Annotated in this window: 23 protein-coding genes and 5 pseudogenes; 14 read left to right on the top strand and 14 right to left on the bottom strand. The window is 61.6% G+C overall.

The annotated features are described in order from the left end of the window. Window positions 1–143: 143 nt before the first annotated feature. Together EN859_RS08340 and EN859_RS08335 are read right to left on the bottom strand one after the other, a co-directional pair. Window positions 144–269, bottom strand: a pseudogene (locus EN859_RS08340) (acyltransferase); the annotation flags it as partial. Window positions 270–842: 573 nt separating this feature from the next. Continuing rightward, window positions 843–1,118 carry a hypothetical protein gene (locus EN859_RS08335; protein WP_091600633.1) on the bottom strand — a complete coding sequence of 92 codons (276 nt, stop codon included), beginning with the start codon at window positions 1,116–1,118 and terminating at the stop codon, window positions 843–845. A 409-nt stretch (window positions 1,119–1,527) separates the two neighbouring features. Here EN859_RS08335 and EN859_RS08330 point away from each other — a divergent pair, with 409 nt between their 5' ends. The 3 genes from EN859_RS08330 to tnpB are packed head-to-tail and all read left to right on the top strand — an operon-like array spanning window position 1,528 to window position 2,456. Further along, complete coding sequence (locus tag EN859_RS08330; protein WP_091600632.1) at window positions 1,528–2,001, top strand: transposase; 474 nt, start codon at window positions 1,528–1,530, stop codon at window positions 1,999–2,001. A 54-nt stretch (window positions 2,002–2,055) separates the two neighbouring features. Then, a complete protein-coding gene (locus EN859_RS39160) occupies window positions 2,056–2,304 on the top strand; it encodes a transposase (RefSeq protein WP_236473611.1) in 249 nt (82 codons plus the stop codon). After that, window positions 2,301–2,456 carry an IS66 family insertion sequence element accessory protein TnpB gene (gene tnpB, locus EN859_RS40215; protein ID WP_084831567.1) on the top strand — a complete coding sequence of 52 codons (156 nt, stop codon included), beginning with the start codon at window positions 2,301–2,303 and terminating at the stop codon, window positions 2,454–2,456. Before EN859_RS39160 ends, tnpB begins: the two co-directional genes overlap by 4 nt. A gap of 46 nt (window positions 2,457–2,502) precedes the next feature. Here tnpB and EN859_RS39155 read toward each other — a convergent pair whose 3' ends face one another. Further along, window positions 2,503–2,751, bottom strand: a complete 249-nt coding sequence (locus EN859_RS39155; protein WP_236372574.1) for a tyrosine-type recombinase/integrase — start codon at window positions 2,749–2,751, stop codon at window positions 2,503–2,505. A gap of 170 nt (window positions 2,752–2,921) precedes the next feature. On the opposite strand from EN859_RS39155, the gene EN859_RS39150 reads away from it, so the two are divergent. From EN859_RS39150 to EN859_RS08305, 3 genes are all read left to right on the top strand, one after another. Beyond that, the gene (locus tag EN859_RS39150; RefSeq protein WP_245464791.1) at window positions 2,922–3,365 is read left to right on the top strand and encodes a hypothetical protein; all 444 of its coding nucleotides are present in this window, start codon (window positions 2,922–2,924) and stop codon (window positions 3,363–3,365) included. A gap of 93 nt (window positions 3,366–3,458) precedes the next feature. Beyond that, on the top strand, window positions 3,459–3,587 hold the full coding sequence (locus EN859_RS40210; protein WP_259980032.1) for a hypothetical protein: 129 nt from the start codon (window positions 3,459–3,461) through the stop codon (window positions 3,585–3,587). A gap of 1,055 nt (window positions 3,588–4,642) precedes the next feature. Next, window positions 4,643–5,059, top strand: coding sequence for a hypothetical protein (locus EN859_RS08305; RefSeq protein ID WP_063169404.1), 417 nt, complete (start codon window positions 4,643–4,645; stop codon window positions 5,057–5,059). Window positions 5,060–5,309: 250 nt separating this feature from the next. On the opposite strand, the gene EN859_RS40450 is transcribed toward EN859_RS08305, so the two are convergent. The 5 genes from EN859_RS40450 to EN859_RS39125 all read right to left on the bottom strand — a co-directional run bounded on the left by EN859_RS40450 (window position 5,310) and on the right by EN859_RS39125 (window position 7,750). After that, window positions 5,310–6,080, bottom strand: a complete 771-nt coding sequence (locus tag EN859_RS40450; RefSeq protein ID WP_245330000.1) for a redoxin domain-containing protein — start codon at window positions 6,078–6,080, stop codon at window positions 5,310–5,312. A gap of 52 nt (window positions 6,081–6,132) precedes the next feature. After that, window positions 6,133–6,357, bottom strand: a complete 225-nt coding sequence (locus EN859_RS39140; protein WP_236372580.1) for a DUF411 domain-containing protein — start codon at window positions 6,355–6,357, stop codon at window positions 6,133–6,135. After that, window positions 6,354–6,896: a multicopper oxidase domain-containing protein gene (locus tag EN859_RS39135; protein WP_236473613.1), complete on the bottom strand. Its 543-nt coding sequence runs from the start codon at window positions 6,894–6,896 to the stop codon at window positions 6,354–6,356. Before EN859_RS39135 ends, EN859_RS39140 begins: the two co-directional genes overlap by 4 nt. Window positions 6,897–6,905: 9 nt before the next feature. Next, window positions 6,906–7,202: a hypothetical protein gene (locus EN859_RS39130; protein ID WP_236473614.1), complete on the bottom strand. Its 297-nt coding sequence runs from the start codon at window positions 7,200–7,202 to the stop codon at window positions 6,906–6,908. A gap of 260 nt (window positions 7,203–7,462) precedes the next feature. Continuing rightward, complete coding sequence (locus tag EN859_RS39125) at window positions 7,463–7,750, bottom strand: multicopper oxidase domain-containing protein (RefSeq protein WP_236473615.1); 288 nt, start codon at window positions 7,748–7,750, stop codon at window positions 7,463–7,465. Window positions 7,751–8,232: 482 nt separating this feature from the next. On the opposite strand from EN859_RS39125, the gene EN859_RS38020 reads away from it, so the two are divergent. Then, window positions 8,233–8,421, top strand: coding sequence for a hypothetical protein (locus EN859_RS38020; protein WP_158302651.1), 189 nt, complete (start codon window positions 8,233–8,235; stop codon window positions 8,419–8,421). 152 nt (window positions 8,422–8,573) lie between these two features. On the opposite strand, the gene EN859_RS08270 is transcribed toward EN859_RS38020, so the two are convergent. Further along, on the bottom strand, window positions 8,574–8,780 hold the full coding sequence (locus tag EN859_RS08270; RefSeq protein ID WP_091600627.1) for a hypothetical protein: 207 nt from the start codon (window positions 8,778–8,780) through the stop codon (window positions 8,574–8,576). An 880-nt stretch (window positions 8,781–9,660) separates the two neighbouring features. Next, a complete protein-coding gene (locus EN859_RS08265) occupies window positions 9,661–10,590 on the bottom strand; it encodes a TauD/TfdA family dioxygenase (protein ID WP_091600626.1) in 930 nt (309 codons plus the stop codon). Between the two features lie 611 nt (window positions 10,591–11,201). Between EN859_RS08265 and EN859_RS08260 the strand changes: the two genes are divergently transcribed. From EN859_RS08260 to EN859_RS08240, 5 genes and pseudogenes are all read left to right on the top strand, one after another. Continuing rightward, the gene (locus EN859_RS08260; RefSeq protein WP_091600625.1) at window positions 11,202–11,459 is read left to right on the top strand and encodes a hypothetical protein; all 258 of its coding nucleotides are present in this window, start codon (window positions 11,202–11,204) and stop codon (window positions 11,457–11,459) included. Between the two features lie 8 nt (window positions 11,460–11,467). Beyond that, window positions 11,468–11,740: pseudogene (locus EN859_RS08255) on the top strand (pyridoxal-phosphate dependent enzyme); the annotation flags it as partial. A gap of 293 nt (window positions 11,741–12,033) precedes the next feature. Next, window positions 12,034–13,146, top strand: a complete 1,113-nt coding sequence (locus EN859_RS08250; RefSeq protein WP_126095612.1) for a TlpA disulfide reductase family protein — start codon at window positions 12,034–12,036, stop codon at window positions 13,144–13,146. A 356-nt stretch (window positions 13,147–13,502) separates the two neighbouring features. Further along, on the top strand, window positions 13,503–18,251 hold the full coding sequence (gene gltB, locus EN859_RS08245; RefSeq protein WP_126089949.1) for a glutamate synthase large subunit: 4,749 nt from the start codon (window positions 13,503–13,505) through the stop codon (window positions 18,249–18,251). Window positions 18,252–18,394: 143 nt separating this feature from the next. After that, a complete protein-coding gene (locus EN859_RS08240; protein ID WP_023798073.1) occupies window positions 18,395–19,849 on the top strand; it encodes a glutamate synthase subunit beta in 1,455 nt (484 codons plus the stop codon). A 15-nt stretch (window positions 19,850–19,864) separates the two neighbouring features. On the opposite strand, the pseudogene EN859_RS39120 reads toward EN859_RS08240, so the two are convergent. Next, window positions 19,865–20,109 (bottom strand): annotated as a pseudogene (locus EN859_RS39120) (hypothetical protein); the annotation flags it as partial. A 276-nt stretch (window positions 20,110–20,385) separates the two neighbouring features. On the opposite strand from EN859_RS39120, the gene EN859_RS08230 reads away from it, so the two are divergent. Further along, on the top strand, window positions 20,386–20,982 hold the full coding sequence (locus EN859_RS08230) for an omptin family outer membrane protease (protein WP_091600473.1): 597 nt from the start codon (window positions 20,386–20,388) through the stop codon (window positions 20,980–20,982). A gap of 377 nt (window positions 20,983–21,359) precedes the next feature. Here the strand turns inward: EN859_RS08230 and EN859_RS08225 are convergent, their stop codons facing one another. After that, on the bottom strand, window positions 21,360–21,668 hold the full coding sequence (locus EN859_RS08225) for a helix-turn-helix domain-containing protein (RefSeq protein WP_236473435.1): 309 nt from the start codon (window positions 21,666–21,668) through the stop codon (window positions 21,360–21,362). 811 nt (window positions 21,669–22,479) lie between these two features. Here EN859_RS08225 and EN859_RS08215 point away from each other — a divergent pair. Further along, window positions 22,480–23,302: pseudogene (locus tag EN859_RS08215) on the top strand (class I SAM-dependent methyltransferase); the annotation flags it as partial. Window positions 23,303–23,742: 440 nt separating this feature from the next. On the opposite strand, the gene EN859_RS08210 reads toward EN859_RS08215, so the two are convergent. Further along, window positions 23,743–25,173, bottom strand: a complete 1,431-nt coding sequence (locus tag EN859_RS08210; protein WP_126089950.1) for an FAD/NAD(P)-binding protein — start codon at window positions 25,171–25,173, stop codon at window positions 23,743–23,745. Next, window positions 25,170–26,345: pseudogene (gene ssuD / locus EN859_RS08205) on the bottom strand (FMNH2-dependent alkanesulfonate monooxygenase). Before ssuD ends, EN859_RS08210 begins: the two are co-directional and overlap by 4 nt. Window positions 26,346–26,355 lie beyond the last annotated feature (10 nt).

Raw genomic sequence — 26,355 nt, 5'->3', positions numbered from 1 at the left:
GTCTTTCTTTCCCGCGTTTCGACCCGGACCCGCGGCTCAGTTCCTGAGGCGCGCCGCGTCGCGAAAGCCATCACGCTTGTGCGACTGACAAAGCCCAATGCTCATAAAGCCGGATCAGGTCCGGCCGGTGTGTGGCGTAGGTGCAGTATGACGATGTGAGCCGCTACACCGTGCGCGTCGTAGCCGATTGCGCGGGCTTCCGGTCTCGCGCCGGCCCAACTGCGGCCGCTTTCGAATGGCTTTGCGTGGAAGGTTCCCAGTCTGTCCATAGGCTCGGAAGAAGTCGGACAGTTGACATGGCCGGTCAGTTGCAACTCCCTTTCCCAGCACTCCACTGCCCGGTAGAGCGCATGAAAGTTCTCCTTTCGGGCAGTTCTTAAGACGCTCGTCACGCCATGAGGCAGTGGGGCATCGGTGTGCGTCAGGTGCTTCTGCCCATGCAGGATTCCACAACATTGATGAAATCGTTTGTTTCGATGAAAGGCATCCACACTTTGGATAGTTGACCACGCGTTTCAAAGATCGTGAACTACATCTCGTCGTTGTGCTCGACGCACTTCCGACAAGTAACCTCACGGGCGCGGCATGCAGGATCCGAGCCCAGCCGGTCATGAGTGCGGCCTTGCCGGGTCGGGCGATAGGCAGTCATGCCCTTCCTGCGGGTCAAGCACTCCGAAAAAACATTTCCCCCATAAATGCTAGATCTTCCGCTGCCTTTTCGCGTCACAGGCCGTCAAACGTCCGGCCGTTCACAACAGTGATCCGGCAAGTGTTTGGCTGCGCGAGACGATGCTGCAGGGAGTCGTCCTGCATGGCACTTCGCTATGATGCTGCGGTGCCGTCTAACGGCGCCTCGTGTTTGAACACACTGAACGGCCACCGCGATCAAAATCGATGGTTCGAGGACCGTTGATCATCACCCCGCCAGCCTCGATCTTGTTTGCCGCCACGAGAGCGACACAGAGACTGCTGGTGAAGATGCCCGCCTGCCCGCTATGTTCCGGATGGTTGACCATCCCGGATGGACCCATCGAGGGTGTCAAGGCGAGCATGAGCACAGGCGCGAACAGTTCACGGGCAGGCGCGACGGTGGCCGCAAAGCAACGTCGCGCCAGCATGCGATCTCAGCAGGATCGGCACCATCCTGTCAGGGAGCAATGCGAGTGGCTGGCTTAGCCGCTGCGACGCTGCCCGGCATCGATGACGAGGACCTGGCGCCGTGCGAGGAGCAAGAGTAGACGGATAGTATGCGCGGGAGTGGCGACCGACCACCTTGTTTCTAAGGCAGACTGAAAGCGGCTCTTACCGGGCGGCTACGCTGTTTCAGAGACTGGGGCGTCGTGCACATCCAGCCGATACTCTTTGTTGCGGATTGCGAACCGATTGCATTGCCGCAGTTACTGGCATCATGTTAACGCGTCGGACGGCGACATTGGCGAGCACGGTTTTGTGGCCGCAGTTGACAAAGCCCATAAGTTCTAGATGCTGCGTGCTAGAATAGATGTTTGAAATCGCAGGGAGTTTCTGATGTCCAACCTTAAGGAAACTGAGGCAACCCAGGCAGCAGGCGAGGTGCCCGTGAAGGAACAGACACCCGATACAAAGGCGCCGAAGACGCGGAAGCGGACCGCGCAGCGCGCAGGTGCTATACGAACCAGAGCCGCCAGCTCGGCTCTTCAGGCGTCTTCATCTAAAGCGATCGCTTCGCCTACAGTCCGGGCAGCGCGGAGAAATTACTCTGAGAACGAGCGTGCCCAGAAGCTCGGCGAGATCGAGAAGCAGATCGGACGGGGAGAGAGTATCAAGGCAGCCGTTCAGAACGCTGGAATATCGGAACAGACGTACTATCACTGGAAAAGGGCTGCTGGGCAGACAACACAGAGCGATGAGCTCAAGGATCTTGTGAAGCTTGAAGAAGAGAACGCCCGTCTGAAGAAGCTCCTCGCTGACCGGCTCCGGAAAGAAAACGCCGAGCTCAGGAAAAAGCTCGGGCTTGCTTGAGCCCTTTGCCGCCATAGGCAAAAAGCCCGAGGGGCGGCTGACCTGAGCTCCAAGGTGACCTTCCTTTCTTCCTGTGACACAGCGAACAGCGTCGCGCCCAGCAGCCGATACTGGCGCAACGAGCTGTTTCGACCTGAGACCGGGCAGCCGGCAACTGAAGACGTTCTTGACGAACGCGCCCAGCCGCTCCCGCCGCCAGTGGTGATCGAGCTGGACGTCGCCGGCAAGGTGCGGCTGCGGATTCCACTGACCACGCCGCCAACACTGGCAGCGGCGATGGTGAAGGCGCGGGGCGTTTCATGATCCCGGTCCCGAGCCAGGTGCGGATCTGGTTGGCGGTGGGCCGGACCGATATGCGTCGCGGAATGCAGCGTCTCGCTCTGCAGGTTCAGGAGACATTGGGCCGGGATCCGCATTTATGCGTCGGGCGAGATTATGTGGCGGAGCCGCCCTGACCCCTTCGGACCGGCCAAACCCAGCTTGCCTCCGCCACATAAACATTCAGATGGAGTTCAGCAGTTGCAGAACGGAGTCATTTGGTCGGAAACGCACGCCGTGATCGCCGGTGACGCCCGCTTTCTCGAGTCCATTGCGCATCATCTCTACATCCGCTGTGGCATAGCGGTGGGTCGTGGCGACCCGTGCATGCCCGAGCCAGGCTTGGATCGTCAAAAGGTCCACGCCGGACTGGAGAAGCTTCATGGCGAGGGAGTGCCGGAAGATGTGCGGCGATATGGGCTTGTCGGCCAAAGCCGGTCTGGTAGGCCCGGCGCTCGTTGCGGGCGCCGAGGAATATCGGTCGCGGCTCGTGATGGGCGATCCCGCGCTCGCTCAACAAGGATGTCAGCGCCCGCAGCCGGGTCCTTAGCAATGGGGACGACGCGGTCTCTACGCCCTTTGCCGCGCAGCAGCACTTGTGGGTGCGGCCGCTCCAACTGAAGGTCGTTTGCGTTGACGCCGGTGGCTTCGGAGGCCGGGCGCCGGTTCGTGCCAAGAAAGAGCAGAAAGGCTCGGTCGCGCCGACCACGGGGCGTCTTTGGATCTGGCGCCGCGATGAGGGTGTCCACTTCGGCCGTGGTGAGGTGGTACGTCACGTCAATGTGCGTCCGTTTAATGGGAATCGTCAGCACGCGTTGGGCGACGCCGAAGGATGCCGGGTCGGCGGCAGCGACGTGGCGGAAGAAAGATCGGATCGCGGCCAAGCGGGCGTTGCGCGTGGTGACGGAATTGTTCCGCTTCTCCTCGAGTTCGTCGAGAAAAGCGAGAACGGGATCTCGATCAGCTCTTCGAGCGCCAACGCCCCCGGCTTCTTCCGCAATCGGGCGGCGGCAAAGAGGATCAGCATGCGCAAGGCATCGCGATAGCTGGCCACGGTCGCGGGAGTCGCATTGCGCTGCTTCGTCAGGCGCCGGCGGAAATAGGACTCCAGGAGCGGCGCTAGGAGTAGGTGTTAACTCATGCTGCTCCTTGAGCGCGCCGCCATCGAGTGCCACCTCGGCTTGATCAATCAGATCAACGAGGCGTTGACGGTGGTCGAGGCGGATATCGCGGTGGTGCCCACTAGGATCCGACAATCCGTCGCCTGATGACGTTGCCTCCGTCACCGTGGGTGCGAACGTTGCCGCGGCAATCGGCAACATTCGGCGCTTCAGCGATCCACAGAGGCTTGTCGCCTACCTTGGCTTCTTCCGAGCGTGCGGCAGTCGGTGAGGGACCGGCCTATCATGGCCGCATCACGAAGCACGTCTCCTGAATCGAAACCTCTATCCGATCGACGAACGCCTCAAGTCTCGCAGGCGAGCAAGGCCGGGCGGGTCCGGGCGGGTCCAGATGTAGTAGGTATCCTAATCATCGCCGAGCGTGTTTAGCTTGGGTCGCGCAGAAAGGTGGATGGCGTGAGCGCGCTGAGATGGATCGCCATTTGGACTAAACGACGGGACGGCTGACTGGTATGCGCGTTCAATTGATCTGGCGCCTTAAATGCAGGAAGGCTTCGCGGCCGGTACGAGGCGCATCCCTCCTCCGAAGCAGCACGCCCAAGTATCATCACAAGCCCCGAGCGCTCGCGTTCGGCGATGTCCAATTTCCGACAATGTCGGAATACAGTCAGATCTGCTGGATTGACTTTAAATGGTTTTCTCATTTGGCACAGCGCATGCTGGTTATCCGCAAACACGTGACCGACCAACAAGAAGTCGCATGATCACCTCACCAAAACATACAGCCGCGGAACAATCACTTGGCCCGAACTTGCTTATCGCCCTCCCCGTCACCACAACCGGAGCCATCCATGTCTGACGGGCTGCCCAGGATACCTACTGCGACCGCGCTTGCCCGGTGACGACCGCTCCGGCTCCGCCCGTTACCGACGAGGCAAAGTGACGGATTTCCTGCTTTTCAACGACATGGAGGTGGTTGTCATTCCCGCTGGGGGACAGACTCGGCCTGTTCAAGGCATTGCGCGAAGGCGGCAAGATGACGGCCACCCGTGCGCGAACTCAAGGAGCGCAGCCTGTATCGTGTATCAGGCAAATAGGCCGTGGGTCAGTGACCTTGACACAGGGGACATGCGCAAGGTCCTGAAGTTTGATGTAGCGATAGAAGGGTGCCAATGACAACAATAGCTTACAGGAACGGAACCATGGCTGGCGACGGCCGAGCCTTGGGTTTTGACTCAGTATCCGTCGGTGAGAAAACGAAGGTGTTTCGCTTATGCGACGGCACACTCATCGGCGTTTCCTCTTCGTCCTTGGGTATTCCAAAGGCCGTTCGAGACTGGGTTGAGAAGGGCATGGATGTTTCTGATATTCCTGTGCCGCGCAACGACGACAATTTTGAATTTGAGGCGCTGATAGTGCGCAAAAATGGGGAAGCCGTATTGTTGGACGGCAATTGGCTGCCAAGTGATCCCGTGAAAGGTGAATATTATGCCATCGGGAGCGGCAAGCAGTATGCTTTGGCCGCGCTGGTTTTGGGCAAGTCAGCTAAGGAAAGCGTCGAAGTTGCCGCGAAACTCGACGTTTGGACTGGTGGCACAGTCACTGCCATAACTCACTAAACCCGCCTTTCGGCGGGAGTGTGACAGTGCGAGCGTGGAAGTAGGGCGCCACCCCGGGGCACGTCGAGCCCTGTCATCTGCTTGCGTTGTTGGACATGTGAGCTGGTCCATAAGCGCGCGAAAGCGTCCAGTTGTGGCCAAAAGCACGATTTGCGACAGAACCGGCCCGCTTCTATGAGTATGGGCCGCTTTTTGCGGCCAGCGTGCTTGCCATCCTGCCGCCAGTGGCCGTCGCCTTCTTCTTCCAAGGTTACCTCGTCATGAAGTAGAGCACCACGATCTTGTCGGAGAAATCGGAAAGGCGGACGGCCCTTCCGTCCGCGTCGGCCAGTTCGAAAGGCGGCGCGGCCTGCTCGTCGATCGCCTGGAAGAACCTCTCCGCGCTGTCCCTCATCTTGTCGAGATCGGCGCCCGGATGGTGGGCCAGCGCGGAGGTCGCGAGGATCAGCGCCAGAAATTGAATCGCAAGCGACGGTTTCGCTTTCATGGACAATGCATTCCGGTTGGGGGCGTTCGAGGGCTCCGCGGCTAGAATTGGTCTCACTGTGTCTGCTCCCGCTCCCGGCGGCTCATCTGCCTGATAGGCGCGTTCCCGCTCGGGCCATGTGCTTTTGATGAAGGCCAGAACGGCCCGGATCTCCTCGTCGGTGAGGACATTCCCGAAGCCCGGCATGTCGCTCTGGTAGCCGCCGCCGACGACCGCGGCCGGTCCCGGCGCCGGCATGCGTCCCGAAGGCAGCGGGCTTTCCAATCGCGCTGACCTTCGCCTGGCTAAAACCGTCTTGCCTAGCGCTATCGCCGCGGCCGGGGCGCCGCCACCGGCCATCCGGTTGGCGAGCCAAGGCAATGTCCAGACCAATCCGAGGCCTGCCGCGGCCACGCATCGATAAGAGGACCGACGCCCTTCTCCTTTGCCGCCGCTGGAGAACAGGTACTTGATCAGCGCGGCCGTCCCGAGGACGAGCACGACGACGACAAGCAGCCACACCAGGCCCATGCCGAACATCATCATGCCGCTCATGCATTCCATCATCGAAGCCTCCTATTCCGTGGCGTAGACGCCGCCGGTCCCGTCAGACTTCCGGATTTCGAGAATCTCGAAGGGCGCTTCCTTCGTGCCACTCATGCCGGGGGAGCCCATCGGCATGCCGGGCAGCGTCATGCCCTTTGATGTCGGGCCGCTCGGTCAAGAGCTTGTTGACCGTGCCGACCGGCACATGGCCGCTCACCACATAGCCGTCGATGAACGAGAGAAGGCAGCCATCGGCTTCCGGCGGAATGCCCTCTTCGCGGCTCATGGCGAAAAGGTCGTGCGTCGGCCTTGACGGTGACAGCGAAGCCGTTTCCTGCAAATAGCCGGCATAACCTTCGCAGCAGCCGCATTGCGGGTTCTTGTAGAGCGTGACGTCCTTTCGCCGGCGAACGCCGGAGCGGCGCCTGACAGGATCGAGGCGAGGACAAGAGCTATCAGGGTATTGGACATTTTTGCTTCTCCTTCGGCTTGTGGACTGGTCAGGCGACCGGCCGCCTGGTGTTCGAGAACGTGGCAGTGGAACATCCAATTGCCGGGATTGTCGGCGACGAAGGCGATCTCGACCTTCTCGCGCGGCGAAACCAGCGCCGTGTCCTGCCATTCGCGACGTGGGGTGGGCTGGCCGTTGCGGGAAATCACCCGGAAGGAATGGCCGTGCAGATGGATCGGATCATGCCACGCGGTTGCGTTGGTCGTGGCGATGACGTGGCTCTTATTCCGCAAGAGCGTCAGCCCCGGCTTCATGTCGTGATTGGCCTCGTCGGCGGCGACGCCGTTGATGAACCAGGCGGTGCCGGAATTCATCGTCCTGCATCATGCGCCCGGACCCATGCTTTCACCCATGTCCTGCGCCACCATCTCGCCCATCATGCCGCCGGTGAAGACGACTTCGTTGCGGGACGCTGTATCGAGGTCCGGCTCCGGCAGCGGAATGGTCGGCAGGGTCAGCGGCCAATCAGGCACACGTGCCCTAAGCGGAGTGTCGGAATAAACAAGATCGACGAGCTCATATTCCAGCCCCTCGTAGAACTGGTCGAAGATCGAAAGCCGGCTGCCCGGCTTGCCCGTCATGTCGAGGATCAGATCGGTGCGCATTGCGGGACCCAGCACCACCCGCCTCCGGCGCGTGTGGCGTCACCGGCTGGCCGTCGAGCGCGATGACGGCCGGCCTGAAAACCCGTGAAGTCGGGACTGAAGATGCGTGCATTGGCGGCGTTGATCAGCCGCAGCCGGATGCGCTCGCCCTTTCTGACCGCAAAGGTATCCGGCACGCGGCCATTGATGGTAACCGTGTTGCCGACGCGGCCATTGTGGTGAATGTCGTGCCGGTTGCCGAAATCCTCGCTGATTGCGCCAGATTTCGTCAGCCCTCAGTCACCGAGCATCCAGGTCACCTCGCGATCGGCCCGCACCGCCTTCGGTTCCTCGATGATCAGCGGACCATAAAGTCCGCGCCCGACCTGTTCGAAGCTCCGCTGGTGCGGGTGATACCAGCAGATGCCGACGTCGACGGCGTCGAACTCGTAGACGAAGCGCTCGCCCGCTCCAATCGGCTTCTGCGTGAGGTGAGGCACGCCATCCATGGCATGTGGCACACGCACGCGATGCCAGTGCACGGTCGTTTTCTCGGCAAGGCCGTTCTCTACCTCGACCCGCACGCGCTCGCCCTGACGGACCCGGATTTCCGGGCCTGGAACGGGCCTTCGGCGCGCAATCGAGCCCGGTTCACCCGGCCCAATGGCGTCCACTTTGGGGGCGCATGCACTGCAGACCCGCTGGACCTGATCCGGGAGAGAATGGGCGCGGCGATTGGAATAGCTATGAAAGCGCATCGGACCGTGGAACTGCGCGCGCAGACTTTCGGAGGAAGGCTCGCTTTTAAGCGTTATCGTGCAACTCTGACCGTTCTTCGCCTTGGCGGGTGCCGCGGAAGAATCCCGGGTTCTGCGAGCGCTCCGAGAACACCTGCGGTCGATCCTGTACCACAATTTCGCGAAGCTCGATGCTCTCTACAAACGATGTCTTGGATTCTCACGCCCTTATTTCAGCACTTCGCTCGCTTGCCCGACTCGGCCGCGGTCAGCCTTCACCGCCAATTTTATTGGCGCAGCGACGTTCCTATCGGGTCAGGCGAGGCTTCTTGAACCTGCCGCTCTCTCGTTGCCCTGGCACGATTAATCGTCCTCTCAGTCTCGTCATTGGCGGAGTCGCTCCTGAGGCGCGCGCCGGCGAGTTCGAGGAGCGCGTGGCTATCTCCTCGGTCCAGCCGGATTCCGCTGCGCGCTCAGCCAATTCCTGGAAGGCCGATTCCAAGGCGAGCTGGCATTGAAGGCCGCGGTCCGGATGGTCGACTGGGCAGCTTGGTTCCACGATCGCAATGCTTGATCGCTTCATTGCAGGCCATGGGCTCTCGCCCTCTCCTTTTGCCACACGAGGCGCCAGCTCACGTGTTGTTGTTGGCGTGCGCCCCGGCAACCGCTTTCACCAGCCGCTCCGGCGATCCCGCGCGCTCCAGCTCCGCAAAGAATGATGCGGCGTGACGCTACCCAGCCGGTGCTTCTCGGCCAATTTGCACACATAGGGATAGTCGACCATGAAATCGGATCGAGGCGAGGCGTTGGACGTTTCAGTCTTGGTCTGAATGCCGCCGCCCACGAGCCGATCGGCCTTCTCGATGATTTGGCGCACCCTCGTTGTCGACAAGCCATGTTCCTGAGCCAGGTCGGCGAAACTCTTGCCCTTCAGAAAGCCGTCGACCAGGGCTATGTTCCTATCGACGGTCGGCTAAATCCCAGCAGGCGCGCAGTTTTCCAGCATCATTCCGTTTGTTCATCCGCTTGTCCGCGCCCCCTGCAAATCCTACCGGGCCAAATCGGTGCTTGGAAGACCCACTCATGTCATGGCCTCGGGAAAGTACCAGGCCGACGGTCATGTGAATACGAAAGATGCTGGCGATCACCATGATCGTTGGTGACCGCTGACCTCCCGAATGTCGGCTTCGACGGCACACCGGGAGCTCTCGGCAATGTTGAATAATTCCGTTTGAAGATGGTTGACTTCGTCGTCGAGGCTCGATCCATCAGGATCGGTATCGACGATTCTATATTTGAGGAACCCAAATTCGTTTGACTCGCGCAATTCGCTGTACGGCGTATCATCGCAAGCGCGGGATTGCGACATCCTGCGAAGTGCCCACGTTGCTGGAATCGATTTTGCGGAAGTAAAAAGGCCCCGGCGCTGGGTCGGCGCGCAGGGCCTTCAGGCATGTACGAGCTACCAGCATGTCCAGTTATGATCGTGCGCTATCATAATGAACAAACGGTGAATGATCGCTATCCGAGGTGCAGGGCGGGCGAGATGGTGGGGCGGTGGGGGACCTGTACCGCTGCAGCGGGGCCACGAGCAGCGACTCGAGCCATGCGCCACGCTGCAGGACCTCGATTTCGGGCCAAGCCTCGAGCCCGCAACTCGCCTTGCTTCTCGGAAATCATAAGGCTTTGTGGGGCGGTTAAGCAGCGCGATATGGCCGCGGCGATACGAAGTTTTCATCTTTACCCTGTTCAGACGGTCAGGCTGCCTTCGCCGCCGGCTTGGCTGCCTTGACACGGGTTATACTGCGGCGACCGTCGACGCCGATCGGAACGTCACCGTCAACCGTAGCGCGACGCACAACCCGGTGCTGGTCGCCATAGTCGTTGACCGCATAATGCTGGGTAGCACGGTTGTCCCAGATAGCGACGTCGCTTACTTGCCAGCGCCACCGCACGGTATTTTCCGGGGCAGTGACGTAGGACTGGAACACCTCGTAGAGTTTGGCGGAATCGCTCTTGGAAAGGCCGACGAGGCGCTGCACGAAATTGCCGAGCAGCAGCGACTTCTCCCCGGTTTCGGGATGGACGCGCACGACCGGATGCTCGGTCTCGTAGATCGTCGATGTGAAGACTTCCTCGAAGTGCCTCTTCTCTTCGGCTGTGGCGCGCGGGCGCACGGCTGCGTAGTCGTAGGCATTGCTATGAATAGCCCACAGATTGTCCGCCAATATTTTGAGCGGCGCCGGCAGATTCTCGTACGCGGCGTGCGTGTTGGACCAGATCGTGTCGCCCCCCGCCGCCGGAATGACGACGCCACGTAGGACCGAGAATTTCGGATAGGCATCGACGAAAGTCACATCGGTATGCCACTGGTCTGCCCTGCCACCGCCACGGCCGGAATCGAGATTGAGGATTGAGGCCGTGCCGGCTGCCGGCCCCTGCGTGGGATGAGGTACAAGGTTACCCAGACGCCGCGCGAACAATTCCTGCTCCGCATCGTCGAGGTGCTCCTGGCCGCGGAAGAAGATCACCTTGTGTTTTAGAAGAAGCTGGTTGATGGCTGCTATCGCTGCGTCCGAAAGGTCTCCGCCAAGGCGAACGCCTCTGATTTCAGCTCCGACACGGCTGGTCAGCGGTACAACGTCGGAGTCAAGAATGGTCCGGTTGACAAGGACTGGATTGCTCATGGGTTCTCCTGTTTGATCTTGAAAGGGATAGCAAGTCACATCCGGCCAGCGGATGTCCGCGCTGCGTTGAAAAGTCTCATCGCTAGTCGACAGAGCTATCGAACAGGATAATTGATGTAAACTATAGAAAGAATGTTCTAATTTAAACTGGCTCGACGAAAGAGCAGTCTCCGTTGCTCCGGTCTCGGTGTTGAGTTCTCTAAGGCTGCGCCACACCTTGGTCCCCACGCCGGCATATGATCTCATTGTGCAGCCCCGTGCTCGCACGCCCCGTACTGGCGAAACTAATTGCAAGCTGCTGCAACACGCCCCCCTGGCGGCCTGCACCGAAACGACGACAGGGGTGCATCTGATTAGCCGTGAACCCAGGTCTCAAAAACCATCCGGCGTGACGAGCGGACGCACCGCACGTGTGACACCCGCCTTGTGGGGCAGGGTTGCCTTTCTCAATCCCGGCGTTGGTCGACGTCCCAATGAGCAGCAAGCTATTATCGGCCGCCGAATCTTAGTGGCTTCGTCGAGAGCCTCAATCAACCAAGCGGCGAAAGCCTCGCTAGAGTCTCGCCCGCCTGTCGCTATGAAGCAGTTGCAGGCAGCGCTGCTTCAGGCGCATGAACTCGCCCGATGCAATGATTTCCGTTGCCCTGGGTCTTTCGAAGGGCACTGTTTCGATTCCCTTCTTCTTCGGCGCGCGGCTTGATGCCGACATACGGTTTCTTGACCTGCCGCCTGAACGGCTGCCGAAGCGGGTGCCCCGCCAGCGACCCCGACAATCCACTGTTCCGCAACTGCTGAAGAGCCGACTGCGCTCGCATCCCGATGCTGCGCAACGGCACTATGCCGACATTCTGGAGACCGCAGCCGCATGAGCCTTGAGATGTTCCGCCGACCGTCGACAAAGGCGTCCTCTCGCCTGCGTCCGCCATTTGCGTCAGTGCTCGATCTGATTGGGGAGACGCCGGTCGTCGAACTGAAGAGCTTCGATACCGGCAGGTGTCGTCTCTTCGTCAAGCTCGAAAGCCAGAATCCCGGCGGATCGATCAAGGATCGCATTGCGTTGTCGATGATCGTTAATGCCGAACAGCGTGGCCAGCTCGCGCGGGGCGGTACAATCATCGAAGCGACCGCTGGCAACACAGGGCTCGGCCTGACCTTCTGGCGGCACGAAGCGCGTGATCGCGTGTCCAAAAGCTGACAGCGTCAGACAAATGTCAGGTTCATTACAACCAACATCTGGGCACTGTCGAGGTTTTTCGAAGCAATGGGCGCTAACTGCGCGCTGAGCGCGTTGGCATGGTTTTTGAGACTGAGTGACTGTGACTGCACTCAATGGGGCAAGACGAGCGATCCGCTCCTCCCTGAACCCGTGTGCCGTCTCTGAGAGGAAACCAGCTCGTGCAGAAACCTTTGGAAATAGCTTTGGACCGCAACGTGGTATTGCAGATGGAGTCCCCGGCTCCTTCGATTAAAGTCGAGAACTGGCTGCGTGGCGAGCCCCTCACCAGCTTTGAGCCCGGCAAAGTGTGCATAGTCGAATTTTGGGCAACTTGGTGCGGCCCATGTGTGGACGGGATGCCCCATCTGATCCAGCTGCAGGAGAAATACAAGGACAACGGCGTTGAGATCGTCGGAGTCGCGGCTTCTGAAGACGCTCCAACGGCCGACGAGGCCCGAAGCACGTTGGACGCTTGGTTGACCGAAAAATTCCCGAATCTGAACTATCGGATCGCATTCGACTCCACAGGCGAAATGGACAAGCTTTGGATGGAGCCCAGCTTTTCTTACGGGGTCCCGACCTCGTTCGTGGTCGACCGAGACGGCCACATCGCCTTTATCGGTCATCCGACGCAACTCGATGAGGTTTTGCCGAAGGTGCTTAACGGCAGCTGGCGCATCAGCGATCAGGCAAAATCCGCCGATACGGAGCGGATTGCGGAAGGCGAAACCATAGCGCGCGAACAAGCGCTGACCAAGCCCATATACGACAAACTTCGGCCGGCAATGGAGGCCGAGGATTGGAAGACGGCGCTCTCGGCGATTGAAGAAGGCCTCGCATTGATACCGGACAAACTCAACTTCCGCGTGAGTCATGTCAATCTGTTGCTTCACAGAATGCGCGACATGCAGGCCGGCTTGCCCGTAATGCGCCAATTCGTTCGCGACGCGATCGACAGAAAGTCCGAGGGATGGATGTATTGGGCGCTATACCAACTCTTCGCGCCGGGCTTTGATTATTCCGGCTTTCCGTCTGCTGAGCGCTTCGCGATGGGCGAAGAGCTGTCCAAACACATCGTGGCACTGCCGCAAGGCGGCGGCTCTAAGTTCCTGTCTTATCCGGTGGTCGCTCAGTACTATCATGAGAGCGGCAACAAAGATCGCGCCATCGAGTTGGTCGAGCAGACACTGAAAGCGCTGGAGGGTCCGGAGCCTATCTCGGACGACCTGAAACAGCACCTTCTACCCGAGTTGCTGCAGGCTCTGGCCAACTACAAGGGTGAGAAGGTTTGTTACGGCGCTCTCTGTGTGGCTCCGCAAGAGGATTCTCCCAAAAGGTGAAAGGGGCGGCCAAGGAGGAAACCAAAGAGGGGCGAATGGCTTACTGGCCAATTCGTCCATTTCCCTGACGTGGATGTACAAATAGGTCGGCCCAGGCGTCCAGCCCAGCCTCGCCGTTACCGCAAACACGTGACCGAGCAAGGAGAAGACGTGCCTGATCAACTCACCAAAACATACTGCCGCTAAGGGTCTCCCGGACCCGTCAAAGATGGCACTGGAGTAAGGCTGGCAACATGAAGAAGGTTACTCAGCCAGCTCGGCGCTGCCCACCGATCCACCTGCGCCCACAGGCGGGGAAGACGGGGGACGCAGCCGACCGCCTGTCTCTGCGCCAGGCAAGAACGGAGGACAGGACGATGACGGAAGTGACGCCATCTGCGACGAACGGCCCGGCCGCGCAGACGAAAGCGCCAGCCGTCAAAAATCCGTCCATCGCCACTGGCCTGACCAGGATCGGGCGGACCCCTACCGGGTTCGCCGCCCACGGCCTCTACGATCCGCGCAACGAGCACGATGCCTGCGGCGTCGGCTTCATCGTCAATATGAAGGGCGTCAAGTCGCATCAGATCGTCACGGACGGCCTGGCGGTGCTCGAAAATCTGACGCATCGCGGCGCCGTCGGCGCCGACCCGCTGATGGGCGACGGCGCGGGCGTGCTGGTGCAGCTTCCCGACCGCTTCTTCCGCGAGGAGATGGCCAGCCAGGGCGTCGAACTGCCCAACCCCGGCCATTACGCCGTCGGCCATGTGTTCATGCCGCGCGATCCTGAGCTTCAGGCGCATATCGAAGGCATCATCGCCGAGGTCGCGCAGCTCGAAGGCCAGCCGCTGCTCGGCTTTCGCGACGTGCCGGTCGACAATTCATCGCTGTCAAAGGCGCCTGATATCGCTGCTTCCGAACCGGTCCAGCGGCAGGTATTTCTGGGTCGCGGCGCCGAGATCGAGAGCGACGACGATTACGAACGGCGGCTCTACATCCTGCGCAAGGTCATTTCCGGTCGTATCCACGAAGAGACCAAGGGCGTCGACAATGGCTTCTACGTCGTGTCGATGTCATCGCGGACCATCGTCTACAAGGGCATGTTCCTGGCCTATCAGGTCGGCGCCTATTACAAGGATCTGACCGATCCGCGTTTCGAGACGGCGCTGATCCTCGTCCACCAGCGTTTCTCGACCAACACCTTCCCGTCGTGGAAGCTGGCGCATCCCTATCGCATGGTCGCCCACAATGGCGAGATCAACACGCTGCGCGGCAACGTCAACTGGATGGCGGCGCGGCAGGCCTCGGTCGATTCCGAACTGTTCGGCAACGACATCTCCAAGCTGTGGCCGATCTCCTATGAGGGGCAGTCGGACACCGCCTGTTTCGACAATGCGCTCGAATTCCTGACGCAGGGCGGCTACTCGCTCGCTCACGCAATGATGATGCTGATCCCTGAGGCCTGGGCCGGCAACAAGCTGATGGATCAAGATCGCAAGGCCTTTTATGAATACCACGCCGCCCTGATGGAGCCGTGGGACGGGCCGGCGGCGGTGGCCTTCACCGACGGCCGCCAGATCGGCGCCACGCTCGACCGCAACGGGCTGCGCCCGGCGCGCTACATCGTCACCGACGACGATCGCGTCATCATGGCCTCGGAAGCCGGCGTGCTGCCGGTGCCGGAGGAAAGGATCGTCAAGAAGTGGCGGCTGCAGCCCGGCCGCATGCTGCTGATCGACCTGGAGAAGGCTCGCATCGTTTCCGACGAGGAGATCAAGTCGGAGATCGCGACCAGGCATCCCTACAAGAGCTGGCTCGCCAACACCCAACTCATCCTCGAAGACCTGAAGCCGGTCGAGCCGCGGGCGCTGCGCAGGGACGTCAGCCTGCTCGATCGCCAGCAGGCGTTCGGCTTTACCCAGGAAGACACCAAGCTGTTGATGTCGCCGATGGCGACCACCGGCCAGGAAGCGGTCGGCTCGATGGGCACCGACACGCCGATTTCGGCGATGTCGGACAGATCGAAGCTGCTCTACACCTATTTCAAGCAGAACTTCGCCCAGGTCACCAACCCGCCGATCGACCCGATCCGCGAGGAACTGGTGATGAGCCTGGTGTCGTTCATCGGGCCGAGGCCGAACATCTTCGATCTCGTCGGCAATTCGCGTCGCAAGCGGCTCGAAGTGCGCCAGCCGATCCTGACCAATGGCGATCTTGAGAAGATCCGCTCCATCGGTCACACCGAGGACCGTTTCGACACCAAGACGATCGACATCACCTATGCTTCGAACGAAGGCGCGGCCGGCATGCAGGGCGCCATCGACCGGCTGTGTGAGCGCGCCGAGGCGGCGGTCGCCGGCGGCTACAACATCATCATCCTGTCCGACCGTCAGCTCGGGCCGGACCGCATCGCCATCCCGGCATTGCTGGCGACGGCGGCGGTCCACCATCATTTGATCCGCAAGGGATTGCGCACGTCGGTGGGGCTGGTCGTCGAGTCCGGCGAACCGCGCGAGGTGCATCATTTCTGCTGCCTTGCGGGCTATGGCGCCGAGGCGATCAATCCCTATCTCGCCTTCGACACGCTGCTCGACATGCACAAGCGCGGCGAGCTGCCGGCCGAAGTCGACGCCAATGAGGTCGTCTCCCGCTACATCAAGTCGATCGGCAAGGGCATTCTCAAGGTGATGTCGAAGATGGGCATCTCGACCTACCAGTCCTATTGCGGCGCGCAGATCTTCGACGCCATCGGGCTGAAGACCGACTTCGTGCAAAAATATTTCACCGGCACCGCGACGCTGATCGAAGGCGTCGGGCTGGAAGAGATCGCGGCCGAAACGGTCAGCCGCCACGCCGACGGCTTCGGCAACGACCCGGTGCTGCGCAACAGCCTCGAGGTCGGCGGCGAATACATGTTCCGCATGCGCGGCGAAGCGCATATCTGGTCGCCCGATGCGGTGGCCACCCTGCAGCACGCCGTGCGCCAGGGATCGTGGCAGACGTTCAAGGACTATTCCGCTCAGATCGACAGCGAGACGGCGCGGGCGCAGAGCATTCGCGGCCTGTTCAAGATCAGGCTGGCCGAAGAAACCGGGCGCAAGAAGGTCGCGCTCGACGAGGTCATGTCGGCTGCCGATATCGTCAAGCGGTTCTCGACCGGGGCGATGTCCTTCGGCTCGATTTCCAGGGAAGCGCACACCACGCTGGCCCGTGCCATGAACGCCATCGGCGGCAAGTCTAACACCGGCGAGGGCGGCGAAGAGGCTGACCGTTACCTGCCGCTGCCGGACGGCGGCAAGAACCCCGAGCGTTCGGCGATCAAGCAGGTCGCTTCCGGGCGTTTCGGCGTGACGGCGGAGTATCTGGTGAACTCCGACGTGATGCAGATCAAGGTGGCGCAAGGCGCGAAGCCCGGCGAGGGCGGTCAGTTGCCCGGTCACAAGGTCGATGCCACCATTGCCAAGGTCAGGCATTCGACGCCCGGTGTCGGCCTGATCTCGCCGCCGCCGCATCACGACATCTACTCGATCGAGGATCTGGCGCAGCTCATCTACGACCTCAAGAACGTCAATCCGGCGGCTGATGTCTCGGTCAAGCTGGTCTCCGAAGTCGGTGTCGGCACGGTTGCGGCCGGCGTCGCCAAGGCGCGCGCCGATCACATCACCATTTCCGGCTATGACGGCGGCACCGGCGCATCGCCGCTGACCTCGCTCAAGCACGCCGGCAGCCCGTGGGAAATGGGCCTTGCCGAGACGCACCAGACGCTGGTGCTCAACGGCCTCAGGTCGCGCGTCGCGCTGCAGGTCGATGGCGGCCTGCGCACCGGGCGCGACGTTGTCATCGGCGCGCTGCTTGGCGCTGACGAATTCGGCTTCTCGACCGCGCCGCTGATCGCGGCCGGCTGCATCATGATGCGCAAGTGCCATCTCAACACCTGCCCGGTCGGCGTCGCGACGCAGGATCCGGTGTTGCGCAAGCGCTTCAAGGGCACGCCGGAACACGTCATCAACTTCTTCTTCTATGTGGCGGAAGAGGTCCGGGCGCTGCTCGCCGAGATGGGCTACACCCATCTCGACCAGATCATCGGCGACACCGAACTCCTGGAGAAGCGGGCGCTGATCCAGCACTGGAAGGCGCGCGGGCTCGATTTCAGCAGGATGTTCTTCAAGCCGGATGCCCCGCATGAGGCGGTGCACTGGACCGAGCGGCAGAAGCATCCGATCGACGACGTGCTCGACCGCAAGCTGATCGAGTTGGCCAAGCCGGCGCTCGAAGCCAGGCAGCCGGTCAGCATCGAGCTGCCGATCCGCAATGTCGACCGTTCGACCGGCGCCATGCTGTCGGGCGAAGTGGCAAAGCGCTTCAGGCACAAGGGCCTGCGCGAGGACACGATCTCGGTAAAACTCACCGGAACCGCCGGCCAGTCCTTCGGCGCCTTCCTGGCGCGTGGGGTTTCGTTCGAGCTGGTCGGTGCGGCCAATGACTACGTCGGCAAGGGCCTGTCGGGCGGCCGCATCGTCATCCGCCCGCCGGAGAACACGAAGATCGTCGCCGCGGAGTCGATCATCGTCGGCAACACGGTGCTCTACGGCGCGACCGAGGGCGAGGCCTATTTCTGCGGCGTCGCCGGCGAGCGTTTTGCGGTTCGCAATTCGGGCGTCGCCGCCGTCGTCGAAGGTGTTGGCGACCATGGCTGCGAGTACATGACTGGCGGCATTGTCGTCGTCATCGGGCAGACCGGCCGCAACTTCGCCGCCGGCATGTCGGGCGGCGTCGCTTATGTGCTCGACGAGGTGGGTGATTTCGCCGAGCGCTGCAACATGGCGATGGTCGAACTGGAACCCGTTCCCGAGGAAGACGACCTGATGGAGAAACTGCTCCATCATGGCGGCGACCTCGACCACAAAGGCCGCGTCGACGTGTCCGGCGACATGACCAGCCATGATGAGGAGCGGCTCTATCAGTTGATCTCGAACCACGTTCATTACACGGGTTCGGTGCGCGGCCGCGAGATCCTCGACAACTGGGCGACTTTCCGGCCGAAATTCCGGAAGATCATGCCGGTCGAATACCGCCGCGCGCTGATCGAAATGGAACGCATGCGCATGGGCGTTGCGGCGGAATAGGTATTGGGATTTCCGGGAAGCAAAGCTTCCCGGTCGATGCCTTCATCAACAATCCTGGCCTCGGACTGAAGGTTGCCATGGCTGCCTTATGAGGTTAACGGGTGCGACGTCGAGCGCGCCATCTGGACAGCAGGGACTGGACTATGGGCAAGGTAACAGGGTTTCTCGAGATCGACCGGCAGGTGCACAAGTACCAGCCGGCTTCCGACCGCATCCGGCATTTTCGCGAGTTCACGCTGCCGATGTCGGACAAGGAGGTCGAGAAACAGGCCGCGCGCTGCATGGATTGCGGCATTCCATACTGTCACGGGCCGACCGGCTGCCCGGTCCACAACCAGATCCCGGACTGGAACGACCTCGTCTACAATGGCGACTGGGACAATGCGATCCGCAACCTGCATTCGACCAATAATTTCCCGGAATTCACCGGCCGCATCTGTCCGGCGCCTTGCGAGGAAGCCTGCACGCTGAACCTCGAGGACATTCCGGTCGCCATCAAGACGATCGAGCAAGCAATCGCCGACAAGGCCTATGAAACCGGTCATATCCGGCCCTATCCGCCGGAAAGGAAAACCGGCAGGCGCGTCGCAATCATTGGCTCGGGGCCGGCCGGCATGGCGGCCGCCCAGCAGCTTGGCCGCGCCGGTCACGACGTTCACGTCTATGAGCGCGAGAGCCGGCCGGGCGGGCTGATGCGCTACGGCATCCCCGACTTCAAGATCGAGAAGCACTATATCGACCGGCGCATCGAGCAGATGCAAGGCGAGGGCGTGAGCTTCCATTGCGGGATCAATGTCGGCGTCGACAAGCCGGTGGCGGAGCTGCTCGCCGAATATGATGCGGTGCTCTATTGCGGCGGTTCGGAAACGCCGCGCCCGGCCAACATTCCCGGCGACGATCTCGATGGCGTGCATGACGCGATGCCTTACCTGGTGCAGCAGAACAAGCGCATCGGCGGCGAGCCGATCCAGTCGGTGGCGTGGCCGTCGCCGCCGATCGTCGCCGGCGGCCAGCATGTCGTCGTCGTCGGCGGCGGCGACACCGCGTCCGACTGCGTCGGCACCGCCTTCCGCCAAGGCGCCGTTCGTGTCACCCAGCTCGACATCCGGCCGCAGCCGCCGGAAAAGGAAGACAAGCTTTCGGTCTGGCCCTACTGGGCGACGAAGATGCGCACCTCGTCCTCGCAGGCGGAAGGCGCCGAACGCGAGTTCCAGGTGGCGACGCTCGAATTCATCGGCGAGGACGGCGCGCTGACCGGCGTCAAATGCTGCGAGGTCGATGAAAAGCGCAAGCCGATCGCCGGCACGGAATTCGTTATCCGCGCGGATCTCGCCTTCATCGCTATCGGCTTTGCTGGGCCGGCCGCGGTCGGGCCAGTGTCGGAACTGGCTGGCCAGATGAAGATCGCCATCGACAGCCGCCGCTCGAACAACGTCGAGGCCAATGATCGCGACTACAAGACCAGCGTCGAAAAGCTCTATGCAGCGGGCGATGTGCGCCGCGGTCAATCGCTGGTCGTCTGGGCGATCCGCGAGGGCCGTCAGGCAGCGCGTTCGATCGACGAGGCGCTGATGGGATCGAGCGTGCTGCCGCGCTGAGACCGTTTGGAAACGCTACTCCCGCGGCCATCTGAGGGCGCTTTGCCCTTCAGGTGTCCCGGGGGCAGGTTTACGGACGATCGCCGTGGTCGTTTCGGTTGTGGCCGCGGCCGCAGGCTGCCGCCTTGGCGGCCAAGAAAAATCGTCGGCGCGGCCGGGCGAAGCAGCGGGCGCCTTGCCCTCGACGACGAATTTTTCACCGGGCCCGGCTTGGCCGGCGCTGCGGCACCGAGGAGTTCCGAACCGCCGTCGAGTGCCGGTGATTTCGAGTCGGCGTCGGTAGCCGGGGCGGAGGCCTCAGTCTTTTCGTTCGAGGGTGGACTACGCTACTGGCCCAGTACCGGCAAGCATCGAAGGACCTTTACAATCATAAAGGTACGTCACCGGTCTCGCGGCTCACCTATGACGATCTAGACGCGCATTCGAGTGAAGTCTTCTTCAACGCGATCCACAATCCGACTGGCATTTTCGTAAAGGCCTCCTCGGTGCCGGCGGCATCAGGGAGGGTTTTCTCATGACGAGGACTTCTTACGGAAATGGGGGGCTACTCAAACACATTCAGTGATCAGCGCGGGGGCGGCGTCAGCTATTTCACCGCCGATCTTGGATATAATTTCTTGAACGCGCCGCGCTACCGCATCGGTGCTTTTGTTGGCAACAATTTCTGGCACGAGAGCTACGACGCTTTCGGTTGCACGCAGCAGGCGACCAACTGGAGGACCTGTGTGCCAACCGTCCCGACCTACGTCAACCTCATCAGCCAGGACAACGATTGGCATTCGCTGCGACTCGGCTTGGCCGGGCAGACGCAACTCACCGCGCGACTCAGCCTTTCTGGTGACGTGGCGTTCCTCTTCACGCGGCTCGACGGCAAAGATCAGCACCACATGCGCCCCAAGATCAAGCTAATTCCCGAAGACGGCGATGGGCATGGCGTCCAGCTCGAGGCGGTGTTGAACTACAAGGTCACGGATTTGTTCAACATCGGCGTCGGCGCCCGCTACTGGGCCGTGGCGAATAACGGCACGGCTCATTTCGAAGAGGCAATGGGCGGTCGTGGTTCCCCGCAGGCCGACGATTGGAAGGCAAAGCGCTACGGCGTGTTCGTGCAGGCCAGCATCAAGTTCAACTGAGAGAGCAAGAACCGGGGAGAGCGGCGATGCCACTCCAGCTCATTACGATCATTGGATCAACAGAAGGAAGTTTTCCGAAGAGTTCTGCAGGCGTGCGCAAAGTCGCCAGACAAAGTTCTCTGGTCCATAGTGTACGTGCCGTCACGCCCGTTCTCGACATGGTTGAATGATACGTCCCGCGCGATAGATCAAAGTCGTTCTTCATTGGTTTTCCGGAAATCGCGGGAGCACAGCGTGCAGTGACCCTCGGCTGCTGGTTTTCTGTCAACGCGCAGATGAGGGAGAATGAGCGTACAGCAAAAATCATCAGTGCTGTCGCTTTCGCCAAAGCCCGCCGCAGCTAAACGGGGCCCCACGTCCGGTAGCGCCCCTGCCGGTCACCTCACGGATGCCGAGTTCGGCACCAGCCCGAGCGCAGCACGCTGGCTAATTTTCAGCTCGGCCGCGACCAGACCTGCCGACACCAGCGGCCGCGCCAGCACCAGCTCGATCAGCGCCGGCAGGCTCGAGTTTTTGCGCCGGTTCCTGAGCCGGCGCTCCATCTGGCTTTTGGCCAGCGCCTGGATGATTGCAAGGCTGAAACAGTCGATGGAACGCCCCTCCAGCGAAGCCGAACCGGACGAGGCGCGCGCGCCAGGTCCTTCGGCTGCCATCGGCACGCTGGGTTTAAGTGCTTGGGGTGACACGGCGTGATCTCCGCCGTTGGCGGGAACAGGCGGTAGAACAGCTGGATGTTCTCAAATGCATGCGGGATTGCCCAGATCTGGCCGCCCTCCCCCGTTGCGATCTGACCGGCTTCCATCTTCCAGGTAAGCGCCGCACGCAGGCTCGGGAAGGAGTCGTTGTAGTCGTATCCAGCATCGGGTAAAAACGGGTAACCGGCACTTAAAGGCGTTGTAGTGTCGCCACCAGAAATACTGCTCCGTGGTGCTGGCCTTTGCGTGGGGGCGCAACACGGCAACTACCCGCTCAAAACGGTTGGTCCTCTACCTCTTATTCACCGTCGCTTTCCTCGCGGCCTAACCCGGCCGGAATATCCGTTGCCAGAAAAAGGCCTCGCGGCCGGTTCGAGGCGCATCCCTCCTCCGAAGCAGCACGCTCAAGTATCGTCACAAGCCCCGAGCGCTTCGCGTTCGGCGATGTCCAAATTCCGACAATGTCGGATACAGTCAGATCTACTGGATTGCGTTTGAATGGTTTTCTCATTTGGCACAGTACATGCGGGTCATCCGCAAAACACGTGACCGACCAACAAGAATTCGCATGATCACCTTACCACAACATACAGCCGCCTCGGAACAATCACTTGGCCCCTGATCGCCCGCCCCGGCACCACAACCGGAGTCATCGATGTTCTGACGGGCTGCCCTAGGATACCTGCTGCGACAGGGCTTGCCCTGGTGACGACCACTCCGGCTCCGCCGGTTACCGACGAGGGCAACGTGACGGATTTCCTGCTTTTCAACGGCATGGAGGTGGCTGTCATTCCCGACCACCGAAGCGAGCGACAAATTCTATCTCAACGCCGAGCAAGAGCTGGTGTTCGCCGATGAAGACAGCCCGGCCTTCATGGCAGGCGCATTCGAGTTCCTGTCCGCGCTGTGGCTCGATGAAGAAAAGGTGAGGCAGGCATTCCGTCCGGCAATGGCGTCGGGTGGCACGATCATAGCGCGTGTCTGTTTCGCGGTACGGAACGGTTCTTCCGTCCAGGCTACAATGCCAATCTGATCGACTCCTGGCTGCCGGCCTTGGAGGGCGTCGTCGAGAAGCTCGAACGCGGCGTGGACGTCGCGGATGTTGGATGCGGTCATGGTAGCATCGACCGTGCTCATGGCACAGGCCTTCCCCAATTTCGCGCTTCGTCGGCTTCGACTATCATGCCCCTTCGATTGAGCGCGCCCGCAAGGCGGCCGAGGTAGCCGGCGTCGGCGTCAACACGCGGTTCGACGTCGCCGCCGCCAAGAGCTATCCCGGAACCTACGACCTCGTCACATTCTTCGATTGCCTTCACGACATGGGCGACCCGACGGGCGCCGCCACCCATGTCCACGGATCGCTCAAGCCGGATGGCACGTGGATGATCGTCGAGCCGTTCGCGCATGATCATCTGGCGGCGAACCTCAATCCCGTCGGACGCGTTTACTATGCCGCTTCCACGTTCGTGTGCACGCCCGCGTCCGTGTCGCAGGAAGTCGGGCTCGCGCTTGGAGCCCAGGCCGGTGAGGCGAGGCTGCGCAAGGTGGTGACCGGTGGCGGCTTCAAGCGATTGCGTCGCGCCGCGGAGACACCGTTCAACATGGTGCTGGAGGCCCGCCCTTAGCGTGGCCGTCGCCAGAAATTGCAGCTCATCGCATTTGATGAAGATCACCGCCAAAATCCGGACGCATCGGGCTTTTCAAGGCGTCTGGGTTCACGCAGAGGTCGCTGCCGAGCCGCCTTCTCTAAACCACTGAAGTCGATGTCCGGCGGCAGATTCTTTCCCTCTCTGCGGCCACAAGGCGAGCAGCCTCGCTGTAGGCGTCTTCCCGCCCAGTGCTTTCTCGACCCGCCGCGGTGGGCTGATCGTCTCGGATCGTCATCAAAGCGGTGGACGCCGGTGCGAAGTCTGGGCATGGAGATCGGCACCTCCGAGGTCGAGCGGATCTGCTAAAAGCGCCAGGAGCGGCACGCGACCAGTGGCCTATTTACGACACGATGGGCTTCCACCTTCGCAATACGCTCGGTGAGTGTCATCTGGATAGCCTCATCGTGTTTGCAGCTTCACGACGCCTTACGACGCAACGCCGTTTGGTATCCAAGCCATTGGTGGATTTCAGCGGCTATACGCTCGGCATGCGCGGTGACTTCGGGAATTCCCATCAATTCGCCAACGCTGCCGCGCGCCAGCGGCCCGCTGACGAAAATGCTGTCGGTCGGTCGGCCGGAAGTGCTGACCGCACGGCCTTGGCTGTCGGTCGCCAGGCCAAGGCCAATCGGGTCTAGCCGGACCAGTCCCATTCGCCCGAGATCGGCAATTGCTGTGTTGGTCCGGAAAATATCGGCATGCGCCGGCCCGGTCGTGACGACCACCCTGTCGAACGTCTCGGTTGTCTGAGTGGGTTGGCGCCTTGGCCGCAGCGTGACCCGAATGCGCCCGTCGACCTGCTCGGCGCCGACGATCGATGCGGCGCGATAGGCGAGCATGCCTTCGGCAACGCGGCGATCGAGCACGTCCGCGACCTGTGGCGCGATGCGGAAGCGATGCACATCCCACAGCGTGCGCAAATGGCGCACGAGGCGGCGTTGCTCGTCGAGCGGCAGGGCCTGCCAGATGATTTGTCCCTGACGTCGGACGGCATCGAGGACCGGGTGCCAGTCTTCGCCCCGACGCTTGGCATCTAGGATCGTGGCCCGGATGCGTCTGAGCATCACTGTTGCGCTGCGTGAAGGCAGACTGATGAAATCACCAATCGGGTCGCCCGGGAGCACCGCGTGGCTGCGCGAACGATAACCATGACGTGACAGCGCGTCGATGCGGCTACGATGCCCATTGCGGTCCAGCGTGGCAATGATATCCGCCGACGTCAATCCAGTGCCGACTACGAGCACTTGGTCGTCGCGGCCGATCGCTTGCAGCCCTCCGAGATCATAGGGATTGGCCACCAGCCGGGCAGCAGCAGCCACAGACCGCAGGGCCGATGGCAAGGCCGGTGGCGGATGCGTCGCCGCAATCACTAGGGCGTCGGCTGCGAGCGTCCTTCCATCAGCGAGAATCAGGATGTAGCCCTGGCCACTAAGCTCGACTGACGCGACGGCGGACCTGACATGACGGATCACTTTGCCGAACAGAAAGGGTTGGAGATAAGATTCCACGTAGCGCCCGAAAACGCGTCGTTGTGGGTAGAGTGCTCCATTTGCGGCAATAGCCTCGGCATCGTCGAGAATCGCGCCGGTCTGCTCCAGCCAATCGGCAAAGTGGCTGTCCTGGCCGGAGATCAGCGTCATTCTCGACGCCGGCACATTGATGCGGTGTGAAGGATCGGCCGTCGAGTAGGCCAGACCATAGCCGAGCCCCTCTCTGGGCTCGACGACCACGATATCGGCAGCACCGGCGGGCAGCAGCCGCGCAAGATGAAACGCGGTCGCCGCACCGGAAAAGCCGCCACCGATGATGGCTACGACCGGTCCCCTGCCCAAGTCTCTGGCGCTCAAGACTGACTCGCGCGCAGTGCCGAAGGCCGATGGTCGCCGGCCACCGTTTCGCCGAACGGTCCCATGTTCACTGCCGTCGGGCGCGTCGAGATTTCATGATCGAGCGGCAACAACGGCAACACCAGTTCGCCAAACCGATAGGCCTCCTCCAGATGCGGATAGCCGGACAGGATAAAGCTATCGATGCCAATGCGCCGGTATTCGTCGATCCGTTCCGCAACTGTCGCCGCATCGCCGACCAGGGCGGTGCCGGCGCCGCCGCGCACCAGGCCAACGCCAGCCCACAGGTTCGGACTGATTTCGAGCTTGTCGCGGCGGCCGCCATGAAGCCGGCTCATGCGCGACTGGCCGACGGAATCCATGCGCGCGAAAACCTTCTGCGCCTCGGTTATCGTGTTGTCGTCCAGGCGGCTGATCAGGCGGTCGGCATCGGCCCAGGCCTCATAATTGGTCTCGCGGACGATGACATGCAGCCGGATGCCGAAGGTCACCTGGCGCCCGGCTTTCTCGGCAAGACCGCGCACATAGGCAATCTTTGCCGCGACGTCCGCCGGCGGTTCGCCCCAGGTCAAATATTTGTCGATCTGTTCGGCGGCGACCGCGTTAGCGGCATCGGACGAGCCGCCGAAATAGAGCGGCGGATGTGGCGTCTGCACGGGCGGAAACAGTAGGCGACCGTCCTCGATACGGAAGTGCTTGCCTGCGAACGCTACGGTCTCGCCGCGAAGCACCGCCTTGTAGATGTCGAGGAATTCCCGCGTCACCTCATAGCGCTCGTCATGGCTGAGGAAGATGCCGTCGCCCTTGTTCTCGACCGGATCCCCGCCGGTGACGACGTTGATGAGCAGCCGTCCGCTGGAAATGCGGTCGAGCGTCGAGGTCTGCGCGCGGCTAGCGTCGGCGATTGCAGGCCCGGCCGGACGGCGACAAGGAAGCGAAGCCGCTGCGTCAGCGGTGCCAGCGCCGACGCCACGACCCAGCTATCTTCGCAACTGCGTCCTGTCGGCAGCAGCGCGCCATAGTAGCCGATGGCATCGGCGGCTTTCGCGACTTGGGTGAGATAGGGCAAGTCGACCGCCCTGCCCCCCCTCTGAGGTGCCGAGATAGCGGCTGTCGCCATGAGTCGGCAGAAACCACAGGACCTTGATCCTGTCGGGAGTGGCAATGCTCATGAATGGTCCT

The sequence above is a fragment of the Mesorhizobium sp. M00.F.Ca.ET.216.01.1.1 genome, from assembly GCF_004010325.2.
GTDB lineage: Bacteria > Pseudomonadota > Alphaproteobacteria > Rhizobiales > Rhizobiaceae > Mesorhizobium.
This window is presented reverse-complemented; position numbering and strand designations above follow the sequence as displayed.

Bases quoted from the DNA above. Each gene is read 5' to 3' on its own strand.
- EN859_RS08260 (WP_091600625.1), top strand. From the start codon at position 11,202: ATGAACTCGCCCGATGCAATGATTTCCGTTGCCCTGGGTCTTTCGAAG.
- EN859_RS08330 (WP_091600632.1), top strand. From the start codon at position 1,528: ATGTCCAACCTTAAGGAAACTGAGGCAACCCAGGCAGCAGGCGAGGTG.
- EN859_RS40450 (WP_245330000.1), bottom strand. From the start codon at position 6,080: ATGAGCGGCATGATGATGTTCGGCATGGGCCTGGTGTGGCTGCTTGTC.
- tnpB (WP_084831567.1), top strand. From the start codon at position 2,301: ATGATCCCGGTCCCGAGCCAGGTGCGGATCTGGTTGGCGGTGGGCCGG.
- EN859_RS39135 (WP_236473613.1), bottom strand. From the start codon at position 6,896: ATGAATTCCGGCACCGCCTGGTTCATCAACGGCGTCGCCGCCGACGAG.
- gltB (WP_126089949.1), top strand. From the start codon at position 13,503: ATGACGGAAGTGACGCCATCTGCGACGAACGGCCCGGCCGCGCAGACG.
- EN859_RS08265 (WP_091600626.1), bottom strand. From the start codon at position 10,590: ATGAGCAATCCAGTCCTTGTCAACCGGACCATTCTTGACTCCGACGTT.
- EN859_RS08305 (WP_063169404.1), top strand. From the start codon at position 4,643: ATGGCTGGCGACGGCCGAGCCTTGGGTTTTGACTCAGTATCCGTCGGT.
- EN859_RS39140 (WP_236372580.1), bottom strand. From the start codon at position 6,357: ATGAGCCGCGAAGAGGGCATTCCGCCGGAAGCCGATGGCTGCCTTCTC.
- EN859_RS08230 (WP_091600473.1), top strand. From the start codon at position 20,386: ATGGGGGGCTACTCAAACACATTCAGTGATCAGCGCGGGGGCGGCGTC.
- EN859_RS08335 (WP_091600633.1), bottom strand. From the start codon at position 1,118: ATGCTGGCGCGACGTTGCTTTGCGGCCACCGTCGCGCCTGCCCGTGAA.
- EN859_RS40210 (WP_259980032.1), top strand. From the start codon at position 3,459: ATGCTGCTCCTTGAGCGCGCCGCCATCGAGTGCCACCTCGGCTTGATC.
- EN859_RS08250 (WP_126095612.1), top strand. From the start codon at position 12,034: ATGGAGTCCCCGGCTCCTTCGATTAAAGTCGAGAACTGGCTGCGTGGC.
- EN859_RS08240 (WP_023798073.1), top strand. From the start codon at position 18,395: ATGGGCAAGGTAACAGGGTTTCTCGAGATCGACCGGCAGGTGCACAAG.